This window comes from Ruegeria sp. CK3 (assembly GCF_056536565.1).
This window is the reverse complement of sequence record NZ_JBQFPV010000009.1, coordinates 60,598-75,476: the sequence shown is the minus strand read 5'-3', so window position 1 is coordinate 75,476 and position 14,879 is coordinate 60,598. Positions and strand designations below refer to the sequence as shown.

The following is a 14,879-nucleotide window of genomic DNA, read 5'->3' as shown; positions in this document are numbered from 1 at the left end:
CTTTGATTATCCGGAGTATTGAGGAACTCAAGAAGAAGGAAACAGATGTGAAGCCTTATCCACGAGATATGACCGGCTATGGCAGCGAAATGCCCAAAGCCAACTGGCCCAATGGGGCCCGGATCGCGATTCAGATCGTATTGAACTATGAAGAAGGTGGCGAAAACAACATCTTGCACGGCGACGCTGCATCTGAGGCATTTCTGTCCGAGATTACTGGTGCGGCTCCCTGGCCGGGGCAGCGGCACTGGAACATGGAATCGATCTACGAATACGGCAGCCGCGCCGGGTTCTGGCGTGTTCACCACCTTTTGCAAGACCTGCCAGTGACCGTTTATGGTGTGGCGACCGCTCTGGCGCGTGCCCCGGCGCAGGTTGCGGCGATGAAGCTTGCAGGCTGGGAGATCGCGAGCCACGGGCTGAAATGGATCGAACACAAGGATATGGACCCGCAAGACGAGCGCGCCCAAATCCGCGAGGCGATCCGACTGCACACCGAAGTCACCGGCCAGCCTCCGCGCGGTTGGTACACGGGTCGGTGTTCGATGAATACGATCGATCTTGCCGCCGAAGAGGGTGACTTTGCCTATATCGCGGACAGCTATGCCGATGATCTGCCCTATTGGATCAAAGCAGGGGGCAAGGATCAGTTGATTGTGCCATACACGATGGATTGCAACGACATGCGGTTTGCGATTCAGGCCGGGTATACGAATGGCGCGCAGTTCGAAAGGTATCTGAAAGACAGTTTCGACATGCTCTATGCCGAGGGCAAGGCGGGCTTGCCGAAAATGCTTTCGATCGGGTTGCACTGCCGCTTGATCGGCCGTCCGGGTCGCGCCATGGCGCTGAAACGCGCGCTGGACTATTTCAGACAACATGATGGTGTCTGGTTCGCGACACGTGAACAGATTGCCGATCACTGGGCAAAGGAACACCCACCGATGCAACGCCTCACTCCGTCCGAAATGGACCAGCCGACCTTTGTGTCCGAATTTGGCGGCGTGTTCGAACACAGCCCTTGGATTGCCGAAGGCGCGTTTGACCTTGAACTCGGACCGACCCATGACAATGCGGCTGGTGTCCACAACGCGCTTGCGCGTGTATTCCGTACCGCAACGGCCGAGCAACGCCTTCGCGTTCTGACGGCGCACCCAGATTTGGCGGGCAAGCTTGCTGCCTCCGGGCGGCTTACCAAGGAAAGCACGGCGGAACAGGCTGGGGCTGGTCTGGATATGCTGACAGATGAAGAACGCGAAACCTTTACCGCGTTGAATGAGGCCTATACCTCCAAATTCGGCTTTCCCTTCATCATCGCCGTCAAGGACAACACGAAGGCCAGCATCCTGGAGGCCTTTCACCGCCGCATTGACAGTGATCGGGATACCGAGTTCGACGAAGCCTGCAGACAGGTCGAAAGGATCGCCGAGCTGCGCTTGATCGAGAAGTTCTCGGAATGACCATCGAGTTGAAGCTGCAGCCCCTGACCCCCGAGGCCTTTGCACCGTTTGGAGATGTGATCCAAGCGGAGGGTGAGGTGGACAAGTACATCAATCAGGGCAAATGCGCCCGCTATCATGACCGCGCGGAGTTGGATTTCCACGACGGCCGCGCCGGGATCAGCGTGTTCCAGTCCGAGGCTTTCAGCCTGCCTATCACGCTTGATATGATGGAGCGTCACCCTGAGGGCAGCCAGGCGTTTCTGCCATTGTCCGAAAAGCCGTTCGTTGTGGTTGTCGCGCCAGATGAAGATGGGAAACCCGGCCACCCGATTGCGTTCCTAACTGCGCCGGGGCAGGGGGTGAACTATCACCGCAACACCTGGCACGGCGTGCTGACTCCGCTTTTTGATCCGGGGCTTTTTGCGGTCGTGGATAGAATTGGAACTGGACCCAACCTAAAGGAGCATTGGTTCGAGGTCCCGTACCTTATCGTCGAATAAATCGCTTGAAGATGCGCGGGGTGTCGCAGCTTCCTTGTGCATGAAGCTGGAACTGCAGAGAAAATCCACCGCCCAGCAAAATCTTCCCAGTGGAATGACATAGGCCGGGGCATAGACCCCGGCCGTCCGTTGCAAACCGATGGGCGACTTGCCGCTCGGAACCAGGTATCAGCCTCGCTTTGGCGTCAGAAATCGACCTCGATCGCGATCCCTTTTTTTACGGCAAGGTCGACCACCGCTGCGGCCACCGCAAGATCCTGTAGGCCAACGCCTGTGCCGTCGAACAATGTAATCTGATCATTTGCCGAGCGGCCCTCATGCGTTCCATTGATGACCGCGCCAAGCTGCGCGACGTCGCTTTGGCTGATCAGTCCTTCGGCGACGGCGTGCTGTGCCTCGCCAATGGTGATGGATTGCGCGATCTCGTCTGTGAAGACACGCGCCCTGGCCAGCAGGGCGGATTCGACCTCTTGCTTGCCTTTGGTGTCTGTCCCCATGCAAGCAACATGCGTTCCGGGGCTGACATGGTGTGCCATCAGCGAAGGCGCAAAGGCCGAAGTGATTGAGATGATCACATCCGCTTCGGTCATTCCGTCAAGTTCGACCGCCTCAAACGGAACGCCTGCCTCAACGGCGACTTTCTCGATATTGGGCAGCATTTCCGGGTGGTAGTTCCAGCCAATGACCTTTTCAAAGCTACGCTGTTCCAGCGCGGCGCGCAGTTGAAAACCGGCCTGATGGCCCGCCCCGATCATGCCAATCACCTTGGCATCTGCGCGGGCCAGATGTTTGATCGACACGGACGAGGCTGCCGCCGTGCGCAGCGCCGTCAGCAGGTTGCCGCCAACCATCGCCGAAGGTTTGCCGGTATCAGGATCGAACAGGAAAACCGTGGATTGGTGGTTGATTAAACCGCGTTTCTCAAGATTGTTCGGCCAGTAGCCGCCCGCCTTCAGGCCCAAAGTCAGGCCGGCGCGGTCAAAACCACCCTTGAAGCCATACAGAGCGTCTTCGTGGCCGATGGCCTCACGCACGACAGGGAAGTTATAGGCATCGCCTGCGGCCATTGCCGCAAAGACGCTTTCGACGGCATCAAAGGCCGCTTGGCGAGTCATCAATCCGGCGATCTCACGCTCGGGTACGATCAACATGTCAGTCTCCACTTGGAATTCGATCGCCCATGCGCTTGTCCCGAAGGGAGAGGAGGCACACGGGCGAGGATCAGGCTGCTGTCGAGCCAGATTTCTTTGATTGTTTGGTCTCAGTAGGCGCGGCCGCGGGCGGATACGGGCCAGACGGCCTCGACCTTGCCGTTGCGCACGCCGACATACCAATCATGCACATTGGCTGTTGGGTCGCAGTGACCGGGCACCAGCTTGAGCTTGTCGTTGACCTTGAGAACACCATCCGTATCCATCACAACGCCATGCTCGTCCGAGCATTTAATGTACTCAACGTCGTCGCGCCCAAACACGACGGGTAAACCGCTGTCTACCGATTGCGCCTTTAGGCCTGCATCGACAATCGCCTTATCAGCTTTGGCGTGGCTCATGACGCTGGTCAGGATGAACAGAGCGTTCTCCCACTCACCCCGGTCGATGCGGTTGCCGTCTTTGTCCAGAATGCGGCCGTAATCGGCATCCATGAAGGCATAGGACCCGCATTGAAGCTCATTGTATACGCCCGAGTTAGACTCGAAGTAGTAAGAGCCGGTACCGCCGCCGGAAACCAGCTCGCAATCGATGCCTTCCACCTTAAGGCCGTCAACGGCGTCTTTGACCATCGCAATTGCGGTATCCAGCTTTTCCTTACGTGCCTCATAGCTGTCGAGATGCTGCATCGCACCCTGATAGGCTTGAATGCCGGTGAATTTGAGTTTGTCGGCCGCTTCGACCGCTTTGGCAATTTCAATCACCTGAGGCGTAGTGGTCACGCCGCACCGTCCCGCGCCGCAGTCGATCTCGACGAAGACCTCAAGCTGAGTGCCGTGATCGACGGCTGCTCCGGAAAGATCTGCGACGTTGTCTACGTCGTCGACACATACAATAATGCGACTGCCGAGTTTTGGCAGGCTGGCCAGGCGGTCGATCTTGGCGGGGTCGCGCACCTGGTTCGACACCAACACGTCCTTGATCCCACCGCGCACGAAAACCTCGGCCTCTGAAACCTTCTGACAGCACACGCCCACTGCTCCGCCAAGGCGTTCCTGCAGTTTCGCCACATCGACGGATTTGTGCATTTTGCCGTGGACGCGGTGGCGCATGCCGTGGGCCTTGGCATAGTCACCCATCTTCTTGATGTTGCGTTCAAGCGCATCAAGATCCAGCACAAGGCTGGGGGTCTGGATATCTGCTTCATCCATTCCGGGCTTGGCCGGAATGTCATAGCCTACTTCGAATGCGTCGAGATTGGTCATATCTTTCATGTCCGTATTCCTGTGTCGGGATTGATGTCTGTCGCGGCTGGGTCAGGTGTTCAGCCAGGGCAGCTTGTCCAGATCGACATTGCCACCGGTGATGATCAGGCCGACCCGCTTGCCTTTAAACGCGTCGGGGTTCTTGAGGATTGTGGCCAGAGGCACAGCCGAGGACGGCTCCATCACGATCCGAAGGTGTTTCCACGTCAACTTCATCGCGTCGATGATCTCTTGCTCAGAGGCCGTGTAGATCTCGGAAACGTGGTTCGAAACGAAGTGCCACGTCAGGTCTTTCAGCGGCACCAGCAGGCCGTCAGCGATGGTTTTTGGCGCGTCATCGGCGATGATGTGACCCGCCTTGAAGCTGCGATAGGCGTCATCCGCCTGTTCGGGTTCCGCCGCAATGATTGCGGTTTCGGGCGCGAGGGTGGACAGGGTCAGGCAAGTGCCGGACACCATGCCGCCGCCGCCGATGGGGGCAACCACCGCGTCCAGACCATCGGTCTGCTCGATGAATTCGCGCGAGCAGGTCCCCTGTCCGGCGATCACCCGCGGGTCGTTGTAGGGATGGACAAAATCCCCCCCAGTGGCCGCCTGAACCTGGGCGAAAGTCGCCTCGCGCGAGGTGGTTGAGGGTTCACACTCGGTGATTTTGCCCCCGTAGCGACGCACCGTGTCTTTCTTGGCCTGAGGCGCCGTGCGCGGCATCACCACGTTGCACGGAATGCCCCGCTTCATTGCGGCGTAGGACAGGCATGACGCGTGGTTGCCAGAGGAATGGGTGGCAACACCTTTCTTCGCCTGTTCCTCGTCAAGGCCGAACACTGCGTTGGTGGCGCCGCGTACCTTGAAGGCGCCCGGTTCCTGAAAGTTCTCGCATTTGAAGAACAGCTGGGCGCCCGTCAATTCGTTCAGGTAGTCCGAGGTTCGAACCGGGGTCCGTCGGATGTAAGGCTCAATCCGGGTATGCGCTTCGAGCATGTCCAGATAGGTCGGGATATACATGGAGAGGTCCTTCATCATGCTGCGTCCTTCTGAACGGCGGCTGGATGGCCGCGATAGTATTCCTGCGCCGCCGCCACGCCCGAACCCAGTTGGATGTTCAAACCCAGATCGACCATGCACATTTCGGCTGTCGCGATCCCCGAAAGGGCCATAACGTCGGTCAGGCTGCCCAGATGTCCGATCCGGAAGACTTTACCAGCGACTTCTCCGAGGCCAACGCCAAAGGCGACACCGTATTTCTCGGCGGCATGGGTGACGATATCGGCCGCGTTGAAACCATCCGGCGTGCGGATCGCGCTGACCGTGTCGGAATAGACCGCAGGGTTCGCGGCACAAAGGTCCAGCCCCCATGCGCCTACAGCGGCACGCACCCCTTCGGCGATGCGGGTATGGCGGGCAAAGACGTTCTCCAACCCTTCCTTCAGCAACATGTCGCAGGCTTCGTTTAGGCCATTCATCAAGCCGACGGCAGGCGTGTAGGGATAGGCGCTGTTTGCGTAGCCCTTGGCCATATCATGGACGTCAAAGAAGGTGCGGGGCAGGGTGCCGGTTCTGGTCGCCTCCATCGCCTTCTGGCTAAAGCCGACGATCGCGAGACCAGCAGGCAGCATAAACCCTTTTTGCGATCCGGTGACGGCCACATCGACGCCCCACTCATCAAAGCGGAAATCCATCGACGCGATGGACGAAACACCATCAACGAACAGCAATGCAGGATGCCCTGCCGCGTTCAGCGCCTTGCGCACGGCAGCGATGTCAGACTTTACGCCAGTCGCCGTTTCGTTGTGCGTGGCAAGCACGGCTTTGATCTCGTGGTTCGCGTCGGCAGTCAGAATCTCTTCGTAGCGGTCGGCAGGCAGGCCCTGGCCCCACGGGGTTTCGACGATCTCGACCATTAACCCATGGCGCTGGCACATGTCGATCCAGCGATGGCTGAACATACCGTTGCGCGCGGCCAGAACCTTGTCCCCAGCGGATAGGGTATTGGTCAAAGCTGTTTCCCAGCCGCCTGTCCCGGTCGAGGGAAAGATGAACACCTCGGCGCTGTCGCTTTTCAGAACCTTCCGAACACCTGCGCGAGCAGGGTGCAGTATTTGCCCAAACAGCGGCGACCGGTGGTCGATCGTGGGCATGTCACAAGCCTTGCGCAGGCTTTCAGGGATATTGGTCGGGCCCGGAATGAAAACGGGATTTTGAAAGCTCATGGATGGTCTCCTTCCGTCGTTGGGGACATCCTAAGGGCAAGCTTCTTGATTTTAAATTTTTTTGAAAACGATTTTCAAAAACTAATAGTCGCGATTTAAATTATAGTTGTCAGTATCTTATGTTTTTCATATGATGAATTAAAATTTCGAAAAAACCGAAGGTTCTTATGGCTTCTCAAAAAAATGGCGCTGGTTCCCCTCGAAAAGCACGGGGAAGGCCGCGGGGATGGGATGACAAAACGGCTCAGAACACGATCAAATCCCTCGACCGTGCGATGGAGGTTTTCGAGTATCTGAGCGAGGCGCAAGGCAAGTCATTGACGATGTTGTCCGATGAAATGCAGCATTCTCCGGCCACGGTCTATCGCATCCTTGTCACGCTAGAGGGCAGGGGCCTGGTAGAGTTCGATCCTGTTGAACAGATCTGGCATATCGGCCCCCGTGCCTTCGTCATAGGCTCGCGATTCCTAAGGCGCACCAGCCTTGTTGATCGGGCAAGACCGGTGATGCGCAAGCTGATGGAAGCTACGGGTGAAACCGCCAATTTGGGCATTCAGAAAGAAGGCTCAGTCCTGTTTCTAAGCCAGGTGGAAACCCATGCCAGCATCCGGGCCTTCTTTCCGCCCGGAACACTGTCGCCCATGCACGCATCGGGGATCGGGAAGGTCCTGCTGGCGCATATGGATGAAGACCGGTTGGACAGATTGCTGGCTTCGGTCCAGTTACAGGCGTTCACGGACCGGTCGATCACGACTGTAGAAAGTCTGAAACAGGACCTGACTTCTATCCGCGCGCGAGGTTTTTCGATCGACAATGAAGAGAAAAACGAGGGCATGCGCTGTATCGCTGCGCCGGTGTTCGACGTGAACGGGGAAGCGGTTGCGGGGATTTCCGTCTCGGGACCCACCAGCCGGGTGCGCGAGAATGGGATCGAACAACTCAGCCGCCCCGTGATCGAGGCGGGCCGAGCATTGACTCAGGCCATCGGAGGAATCGTGAACTGAGAGGCCTCTATCGCCGGTTGGCGGCGGATCCAAGGCGCAGAGGCATGTGTCGGTTCACATCCTTATAGAGCAGGTACCGGAACTTGCCCGGACCGCCGGCGTAGCAGGCCTGTGGGCAAAACGCGCGCAGCCACATGTAGTCTCCGGCCTCGACCTCGACCCAGTCATTGTTCAACCGGTACACCGCCTTACCCTCAAGCACATAGAGGCCGTGTTCCATGACATGTGTTTCGAGGAAAGGGATGACTGCACCGGGTTCAAACGTCACCACGGTCACATGCATGTCGTGGCGCAGGTCACTCGGGTCGACAAACCGCGTCGTTGCCCATTTGCCATCGGTACCGGGCATTGGGGTCGGTTCGATATCGTTTTCGTTCAGCACGAGGACATCCGGAATACCCAGCCCATCAACGGCTTCATAGGCTTTGCGAATCCAATGGAACCGCAAGGTGTTTTCAGAGTGGTTGCGCAGGGTCCAGTGGCATCCGGGCGGCAGATAGGCATAGCCGCCTGGGGTCAGCTCATGGTGCGTTCCTTCAGAGATCAGCGTTGCGGCCCCTTCGACCACGAACAGAACACTTTGGGCATCCGCGTCGGTTTCGGGCCGGTCAGAACCTCCGCCCGGCTGCACTTCCATGATGTATTGCGAGAATGTCTCGGCAAATCCTGTCAGTGGGCGCGAAATCACCCATAGGCGCGTATCGTCCCAGAACGGCAGAAAGCTCGTCACGATATCTCGCATGGTGCCCTTGGGGATCACGGCATACGCATCTGTAAACACGGCGCGGTCCGTCAGCAGCTGGTCTTGTCCGGGATGTCCGCCATGGGGTACGTAGTATTGCGTGTTCATGTGTGCTCCTGAAGAAAAGCCGTGCCCGTATACATATGCTCCGGTTCCGAGGATCGAACCAGCCGTAAGGAGGCGACAGCTCTCTCTGCGAAAATTTGACAATCATGGAAATTGTCTGGGGATTTCGAGGATTCACTTGGCGCGGGACAATTTCTTTATTTGATCCGCAAAAAGTGGCTTCGCAACGAGTTTGCGTCGCGATTCACGAGCCGTTCGGCGTGTACATAGCCTCAAAAAGCCATTCTCTGACACAGCCTACTGATGCGTTGCGTATTATCAATGGCCGGTCAACATAGCGATTTAATAAACTTGTGCCTGTCATCAACCTTGAGGTGAATCCGAAAGCGGCCAGGATTTTGCCAATGACCTTATCCCCACGTGGACGCATTTCGCAGTTTCCGGACACAACTAGTCTACCCAGAACGCTACCGCTTGCAGGAAGTCATTGTCGATGAAGCCATGTCGGGCAATGGCCTTCTCAGCATCTGGCCGCCCGGCACCGGAAAATCCATGTATTGCCAGATGCCCGCTCTGTCTCGGTATGTCAAAATCGGACCAGCGGATGCCGTCGATCATTCACAATTCCATATAGATGTTTTGACAGTGATCAAACGACTGCGGCCCTCTGAAGTCTAATCCGACACCGTGATATCTTGCACGACGCGTAGTGAGACCGAGCACGTTGCTGAGTTTCAGAAACCACAAGGCACGGGCAACGAAAAACCGATACCCGCCCGATCAAGCATACCAACTTCCTTAGATCGCTGGAAAGCTACCTGCAAAAGGTCGGGTGCGCGGGTGAGACCAACAAGTTGCCGATTGCTTGATTTTGCACGAAGGCGATGAAGTAGAACGCAAATTCAGGTTGTCGACTAGTTCGCTTTTGGCTCGGGATGAAGTTTAGCATTCTTCAAGCCTTGCGCCGTATTGTCGAACGTACGCGTAAAGAAAGCCGCGGAGGATTTTCCCTTCGTCCCTGCGGCTCCACTCTTTGTACGAGTCGAAACAACGGCATGCGGGTGCGGAAATCACTGAAGCACATCGCGACAAGCTGCTGGATATCGTAAGATATCTGATTGTGACCCCGGCGGATGTGGGGATATCCAACGGTCAACTGTTAGGTATCAGCGTTTCGGTTCAAAGGAACTTGGCTGGTCGTCAAGATCGCAGCAACAAAGCAAAAAATAAGCAAGATTTCTGCGTTTAGCGCCTTCCAACCGACGCATTTGCGGGGCGTCACCATAAGGGTGTCACCGATCATCATCAAATCAAGATCAATGCGTATGGTTATATCTCGCATTCTATGCAGCCTTCTTCGAACGCGGCGATTGGTGTATTCGACTATGTGTTTCCCCAAGGTGCGGATGTAACTCAAAATCTGGATTGCTTACCTATTTCGGTTTGATTCGTGTGTTAGGGTTCTTCAGCAGCACCACAAAGCGACTTCGCGCTGGTCCAGGGATGTAGCGTTCGTGTGCCCAAACTTTATTGTAAAGCATCAAATCCTACTTCTAGTGCCCGAAATGGCCGTGGTGAGCGACATCAAATAGAAGGAAGCGCGCCATGTCTCGAATGGGGGCTTTTGCATGTTCCCAATCCTCGAAACTCCAACGTTCCTTCAAGCTCGGTTGTGTACAAACAACACCCACTCCATGCTCTCTTTAGTTAACCCACTGACGTCCAACAAGTGACGCACTCCTGTGTAGTTGTCGGATTACCTTAATGGTGGAACTGTGGTTTCAACATAATAAGCTACTTGGAGTTTTGAATTTTTTAGACCCCAGAACCCGAGATATTCTAACCAAAAAAAGAGCAGTCGTTCGTCAAACGCGCAAAGAGCGACAGCAATGAGCCCAACATGTGAATTCGATATTCATGCTACGCGTACTGTTTCATTCACCTGCCTGGATTATGGCAACCTATGTCGCCATTGAAACCGGCCATTTGTTCAGAGTGTTGCGGCAATATCTGACGCCGAGACTTGAGATAGTGACTAGTGGATTGTGGTTATTATCCCTCGGAAGTCGAGCATCATGATACTCACTTTGGTTTCCGGGCCTTCGCATTTGAGGTGCATTCAAACGGCCTCTTGAACCGAGACATGGCATTGTGCGCCGTGGCTCAGCTGAACGTAGATCGGGCGCTAGGTACATTGGATGTGCCAGAGGGTCCGCGCCTTTTTTGCAAGCGATCTGCTCTGCATCATGAGCGCGGTCGAGATGTTGCCATGCTTGCGCTTTGGATTGCGGGGTGTAAAGGGCAAGCCAGACCGCCGGGGGGCGTGGCGACCACGGCGGCGCGAGTGTCATCTTTCATGATCCGCAGCCGATTGGCGGCTTTGGCCAGACATGTCCGCGTACCCGGTTGATCAAACCCGGGGCATGTCGCGTCTGGAGGAGTCCAGAGTTGCGATGGGTTTTGGACATCACAATAGACTTTAAAGGGGTCGAAGGTTTTGTGGTCTTCCGTAAATGTCAGCGGTTGGCCTGCATCCGGGTCCAAGGGCACGGCGCGATAGAAGCAAGAACACTAGCCCAAATACAAGGCACCCGATCCAGTAGCGTCGACCCGCAGCCAAACCGCATCTGCATTTATCCAACCCAACATCAGGACTTCACCCGATTGTGCATTGGTGGTGATGTATCTGCCGGGCAGGTGAGCGACTATACTGGGGCCAGGGCTTTGACAAACAGCCTACATCGGCTGATTGGCTGCTGGGAGGTCGAGCTTGTGACGCGGGGCGGTTCCGCGAAGCCGTTAGTGGCAGGGGACTAAGGCCCTGTTTCCTAGGTCGAAAATCACGCGACAAGCCTGTCAGATACGATAAGCGCCGCTACAAACGACGCAACAGGATCGAGATTATGTTTGGACGTCTGAAGGATTGGCTGCGCGTCGCAACCCGATATGACAGATGTCCAAAGGTCTTCCTCTCAGCCATCGCCCTAGCAGCTACCGTGCTGTTCTAGCTGTTAATCAATGAATCTGGAGCATAGCTAAGGCCGTAATATGTTCCAAAGTCCCTGAAGACGGACAGCTTTAACATTGTATTCTGTGCAAGTTCAAAAACCACTACACACCAACATATTGTTCGGCCAAATCGGCGGTCAGCGCATCCATTTTGCCCGACCATACTGTCTTTCCCCGCGCTACAATGACCGCGCTATCCACAACAGAGGACAGCTCGCGTAGGGATTTATCAATCAACAAGATGGACATGCGGGTTTCCTGCTTAATCTGCGTGATTGCGGCCCAGATTTCCTGACGGACGATCGGGGCCAAGCCTTCTGTCGCCTCATCGAGAACCAGAAGTCGTGGATTGGTCATCAAGGCGCGTCCAATCGCCAGCATCTGTTGTTCTCCCCCAGAAAGGGATGCCGCGCGCTGGCCTTTGCGCTCGCCTAGTCTTGGGAACAGCTGTGCAACCGAGGTCATATCCCATGGTCCGGGACGCGCCGCGGCGACCAAATTCTCTTTGACGGTTAGATCCCGAAAACAGCGCCGTCCTTCGGGGACTAAGCCCACCCCTAGTCGGGCGACGTTGTGACTGGCCATTTTGTGCAGATCTTTCCCGGCAAAGGTCAGACCGCCGGAAGAGTCGATCATTCGACAAATCGCTTTGACAGTGGTGGACTTCCCCATGCCATTTCGCCCCATCAATGCGCAGGCTTCGCCCTCATTCATAGCCAGGTTGATGCCGAACAAAGCTGGCACAGGACCGTAGGATGCCGTCAGGTTTTCAACGTTCAGCAAGCTCATACATCTTCCCCCAAATAGGCTTCTTTGACCTCGGGCGAAGACCGGATATCGTCGACTGTTCCAGACGCGATCACCTGGCCATAGACAAGCACGCTGATCCTATCAGCCAATGAAAAAACCGCGTCCATATCATGTTCAACCAACAGAATCGGGGCCTCTTCGCGCAGGTCGTTCAGAAAACCGGTCAACGCTTTCGATCCTTCGGCTCCTAGCCCAGCCATTGGCTCATCCATGACAAAGGCCTTCGGGGATAGGGTCAGGGCGACGGCAACTTCCAATTGCCTGCGTTGACCATGGCTGAGGTTTGCAGTGGTTTGGTCGGCGGCCTCTTCGAGGTCCACGCGGACCAGTGCCTTCATGGCGCGGTCGCGCAAGTCTTGATCCTTCTTTGCCGCCCGCCAAAAACGCCATGGTCGACCGGAGTGTCCCATAGCACCAAGCAGCACGTTTTCGAAAACGGTATCTTCCATCGCAAGCTGGGATATTTGGAAGGTCCGACCCAGTCCGGCCTTGGCGCGCGCTTGTGTGGGCAACGCAGAGATGTCCTGACCATTCAGGTGCACGCTGCCGGAGTCGGACTTCAGCCCTCCACAGATTTGCCCGATCAAAGTGGATTTTCCGGCGCCGTTCGGGCCTATGATGGCGTGGATTTCCCCCGCACGCAGATCAATCGAGACATCTTGTGTCGCTTTCAGAGCGCCGAAGCTTTTGTTGAGGTTATGGGTGGACAAGACGGTATCAGACATTAGGACCCTCCTTGCCTGTGAGAATGCCCACAAGACCACCACGGGCAAACAGAACGATGATCAAAAGAATAACCCCCAACCAGATGTGCCAGAAGTCGGTCAGCCCCCCCAGAAAGTGCTCTAGCGCCACAAAGAGCGCGGCTCCTATCACAGGCCCCATCAGGCGCCCTACGCCGCCAATGATGATCAGAACGATCAACTCGCCCGACAATTGCCAACTGAACATCGTTGGGCTCACAAAGCGGTTGAGATCGGCAAATAGCGCGCCTGCCAATCCGGTAATGGCACCTGAGATAACAAAGGCCAGAAGTTTCAGGCGCGTCGGATTCAATCCGACTGTTTCCACTCTTTGCGGCACTTGGCGCGCGGCGTTCAAGGCCAGACCAAAGGGCGAGGACCGCAGCCGTGCGTGCAAGAACAGCGCTGCACAAAGCATCAAAAAACACAGACCGAAGAACTGGATCGGAACAAGCGTGTTCAATACCGGAAACCCGTTGCGCACGTAGATCGACAACCCATCTTCGCCGCCATAGGCGCTCCAGGATATCGAGAAGAAAAAGAACATCTGACCAAAGGCCAGCGTTATCATGATAAAGTAAACACCAGAGGTACGCAGTGACAGCACCCCGATCAAAAGCGCGGCAAGGGCCGAGATGATCACGGCAGTAAGCCAGATCACCGGCATGGATTTCGTACCGTCGATGCTGGTGAGCCCAAGATCCAATGCCGTATATGTTTGGGCGTGATACGCGAGAATGCCCATTGCATAACCGCCAAGGCCAAAAAACACGGCATGACCAAGACTTACCAGCCCGCCAATCCCGAGTGCGATATTCAGCCCCACGGCGGCAAGTGCGAGAATGACGGCCCGTGTGGCCAGAGTGATCGTGAACGGCTCGTCGGTCATCAGCGCCCAAAGCGGGACAGCAAGGAACCCAGCCAGTACAACCCAGTTGATATAGTCTTCCCGGATCATGCGCGCGCTCCAAACAAACCTGTCGGACGCCAGATCAACAAGATACTCATAAGAATGTAGACGGCCATTGACGCCAAAGCTGAGCCGGTCTGTGTTGCGGCTCCTGGTTCCATAAACAGCTTGAAGACTTGCGGTAGAAAGATGCCGCCAAGTGTATCGGTCAAACCGACGAGAACTGCGCCGACAAAAGCCCCTTTGATTGAGCCGATCCCACCAATCACGATCACCACGAAAGCTAGGATAAGCACGGGTTCGCCCATGCCCACCTGAACGGATTGAATCGCGCCCACTAAGGCACCGGCCAGACCTGCGAGAGCTGCGCCAAGTGCGAAGACAATCGTATAGAGTTTAGAGATATCGACGCCCAGCGCAGCGATCATTTCTCGGTCATTTTCACCGGCACGGATCTGAATGCCGATCCGGGTGCGCGCGGTAAGCCACCACAATCCAAGCGCCACAATGATGCCCGCCCCGATGAGGGTTAAGCGATACAGCGGATACTCAATCCCGCCTGGCAAAATGACTGGGCCCGACAAGTAGTCCGGGATATCCAGAAACAGCGGAAAGGAGCCAAAGACCCAGCGCGTTCCCTCTGAGAAAATCAGGATCAGGGCGAAGGTCGCCAATACCTGATCAAGGTGGGGGGCGCTATAGAGCCTCCGTATGACGACAATTTCAACAATCGCGCCGGCACATGCTGCTGCGGCCAGCGCTGCAACAAGCGCAAGTAGGAAAGATCCTGTGTATCCTGCAACGGCGGCAGCGGCGAATGCTCCAATCATGTAAAGTGAGCCATGCGCCAAGTTTATCAGACCCATTACGCCGAAGATCAGTGTCAGGCCGGCTGCCATTAGGAATAACATCACGCCGAATTGAAGCCCGTTCAGGACCTGCTCGATGATGAGAATGGTCGACATTCATTTGCCTCGGAAACAAGCGGGCCTGTCTTGCAAATGATGCGCGACAGGCTCGCCTTTTC

The 14,879-nt window shown here is 56.1% G+C and carries 13 protein-coding genes and 1 pseudogene; 4 read left to right on the top strand and 10 right to left on the bottom strand.

Annotation, left to right across the window (positions count from 1 at the left end; genetic code table 11):
- Positions 1-47 precede the first annotated feature (47 nt).
- A complete protein-coding gene (gene puuE / locus ACR0C3_RS14800) occupies positions 48-1,460 on the top strand; it encodes an allantoinase PuuE (RefSeq protein ID WP_480759157.1) in 1,413 nt (470 codons plus the stop codon).
- Positions 1,457-1,942, top strand: a complete 486-nt coding sequence (locus tag ACR0C3_RS14795) for an ureidoglycolate lyase (protein ID WP_480759156.1) — start codon at positions 1,457-1,459, stop codon at positions 1,940-1,942. The genes puuE and ACR0C3_RS14795 overlap by 4 nt, the downstream gene beginning before the upstream one ends.
- Before the next feature lie 185 nt (positions 1,943-2,127).
- Here ACR0C3_RS14795 and bhcD read toward each other — a convergent pair whose 3' ends face one another.
- The 4 genes from bhcD to bhcA all read right to left on the bottom strand — a co-directional run bounded on the left by bhcD (position 2,128) and on the right by bhcA (position 6,568).
- The gene (gene bhcD, locus ACR0C3_RS14790; RefSeq protein WP_480759154.1) at positions 2,128-3,093 is read right to left on the bottom strand and encodes an iminosuccinate reductase BhcD; all 966 of its coding nucleotides are present in this window, start codon (positions 3,091-3,093) and stop codon (positions 2,128-2,130) included.
- Positions 3,094-3,203: 110 nt separating this feature from the next.
- Entirely contained in the window at positions 3,204-4,367 is a 1,164-nt protein-coding gene (gene bhcC, locus ACR0C3_RS14785) for a 3-hydroxy-D-aspartate aldolase BhcC (protein WP_480759153.1), read from the bottom strand.
- A 42-nt stretch (positions 4,368-4,409) separates the two neighbouring features.
- On the bottom strand, positions 4,410-5,378 hold the full coding sequence (gene bhcB / locus ACR0C3_RS14780; protein ID WP_480759151.1) for a beta-hydroxyaspartate dehydratase BhcB: 969 nt from the start codon (positions 5,376-5,378) through the stop codon (positions 4,410-4,412).
- Complete coding sequence (bhcA, locus tag ACR0C3_RS14775) at positions 5,378-6,568, bottom strand: L-aspartate--glyoxylate aminotransferase BhcA (RefSeq protein ID WP_480759150.1); 1,191 nt, start codon at positions 6,566-6,568, stop codon at positions 5,378-5,380. The genes bhcB and bhcA overlap by 1 nt, the downstream gene beginning before the upstream one ends.
- A 167-nt stretch (positions 6,569-6,735) precedes the next feature.
- Here bhcA and bhcR point away from each other — a divergent pair, with 167 nt between their 5' ends.
- Positions 6,736-7,572 carry an HTH-type transcriptional regulator BhcR gene (bhcR, locus tag ACR0C3_RS14770; protein ID WP_480759148.1) on the top strand — a complete coding sequence of 279 codons (837 nt, stop codon included), beginning with the start codon at positions 6,736-6,738 and terminating at the stop codon, positions 7,570-7,572.
- Between the two features lie 7 nt (positions 7,573-7,579).
- Here bhcR and ACR0C3_RS14765 read toward each other — a convergent pair whose 3' ends face one another.
- Positions 7,580-8,422: a bifunctional allantoicase/(S)-ureidoglycine aminohydrolase gene (locus ACR0C3_RS14765; protein WP_480759147.1), complete on the bottom strand. Its 843-nt coding sequence runs from the start codon at positions 8,420-8,422 to the stop codon at positions 7,580-7,582.
- A gap of 408 nt (positions 8,423-8,830) precedes the next feature.
- Positions 8,831-8,998, bottom strand: coding sequence for a hypothetical protein (locus ACR0C3_RS14760; RefSeq protein WP_480759146.1), 168 nt, complete (start codon positions 8,996-8,998; stop codon positions 8,831-8,833).
- A gap of 2,064 nt (positions 8,999-11,062) precedes the next feature.
- Here ACR0C3_RS14760 and ACR0C3_RS14755 point away from each other — a divergent pair.
- Positions 11,063-11,388, top strand: a pseudogene (locus ACR0C3_RS14755) (transposase); the annotation flags it as partial.
- 103 nt (positions 11,389-11,491) lie between these two features.
- Here the strand turns inward: ACR0C3_RS14755 and ACR0C3_RS14750 are convergent.
- From ACR0C3_RS14750 to ACR0C3_RS14735, 4 genes are read right to left on the bottom strand one after another with little or no spacing between them, the layout of a single operon-like run.
- Positions 11,492-12,178 (bottom strand): ABC transporter ATP-binding protein, encoded by a 687-nt coding sequence (locus ACR0C3_RS14750; RefSeq protein ID WP_480759144.1) that lies wholly within the window; start codon positions 12,176-12,178, stop codon positions 11,492-11,494.
- Complete coding sequence (locus ACR0C3_RS14745) at positions 12,175-12,924, bottom strand: ABC transporter ATP-binding protein (protein ID WP_480759143.1); 750 nt, start codon at positions 12,922-12,924, stop codon at positions 12,175-12,177. The genes ACR0C3_RS14750 and ACR0C3_RS14745 overlap by 4 nt, the downstream gene beginning before the upstream one ends.
- Positions 12,917-13,900 carry a branched-chain amino acid ABC transporter permease gene (locus tag ACR0C3_RS14740; RefSeq protein ID WP_480759142.1) on the bottom strand — a complete coding sequence of 328 codons (984 nt, stop codon included), beginning with the start codon at positions 13,898-13,900 and terminating at the stop codon, positions 12,917-12,919. Before ACR0C3_RS14740 ends, ACR0C3_RS14745 begins: the two co-directional genes overlap by 8 nt.
- Positions 13,897-14,817 (bottom strand): branched-chain amino acid ABC transporter permease, encoded by a 921-nt coding sequence (locus ACR0C3_RS14735; protein ID WP_480759140.1) that lies wholly within the window; start codon positions 14,815-14,817, stop codon positions 13,897-13,899. The genes ACR0C3_RS14740 and ACR0C3_RS14735 overlap by 4 nt, the downstream gene beginning before the upstream one ends.
- Between the last annotated feature and the right edge of the window lie 62 nt (positions 14,818-14,879).

Coding starts and splice junctions, on each gene's coding strand:
- ACR0C3_RS14735 (WP_480759140.1), bottom strand. CDS start 14,817: ATGTCGACCATTCTCATCATCGAGCAGGTCCTGAACGGGCTTCAATTC.
- bhcA (WP_480759150.1), bottom strand. CDS start 6,568: ATGAGCTTTCAAAATCCCGTTTTCATTCCGGGCCCGACCAATATCCCT.
- ACR0C3_RS14795 (WP_480759156.1), top strand. CDS start 1,457: ATGACCATCGAGTTGAAGCTGCAGCCCCTGACCCCCGAGGCCTTTGCA.
- ACR0C3_RS14750 (WP_480759144.1), bottom strand. CDS start 12,178: ATGAGCTTGCTGAACGTTGAAAACCTGACGGCATCCTACGGTCCTGTG.
- bhcD (WP_480759154.1), bottom strand. CDS start 3,093: ATGTTGATCGTACCCGAGCGTGAGATCGCCGGATTGATGACTCGCCAA.
- ACR0C3_RS14745 (WP_480759143.1), bottom strand. CDS start 12,924: ATGTCTGATACCGTCTTGTCCACCCATAACCTCAACAAAAGCTTCGGC.
- bhcR (WP_480759148.1), top strand. CDS start 6,736: ATGGCTTCTCAAAAAAATGGCGCTGGTTCCCCTCGAAAAGCACGGGGA.
- ACR0C3_RS14740 (WP_480759142.1), bottom strand. CDS start 13,900: ATGATCCGGGAAGACTATATCAACTGGGTTGTACTGGCTGGGTTCCTT.
- ACR0C3_RS14760 (WP_480759146.1), bottom strand. CDS start 8,998: ATGATCGACGGCATCCGCTGGTCCGATTTTGACATACCGAGACAGAGC.
- ACR0C3_RS14765 (WP_480759147.1), bottom strand. CDS start 8,422: ATGAACACGCAATACTACGTACCCCATGGCGGACATCCCGGACAAGAC.
- bhcB (WP_480759151.1), bottom strand. CDS start 5,378: ATGAAGGACCTCTCCATGTATATCCCGACCTATCTGGACATGCTCGAA.
- bhcC (WP_480759153.1), bottom strand. CDS start 4,367: ATGAAAGATATGACCAATCTCGACGCATTCGAAGTAGGCTATGACATT.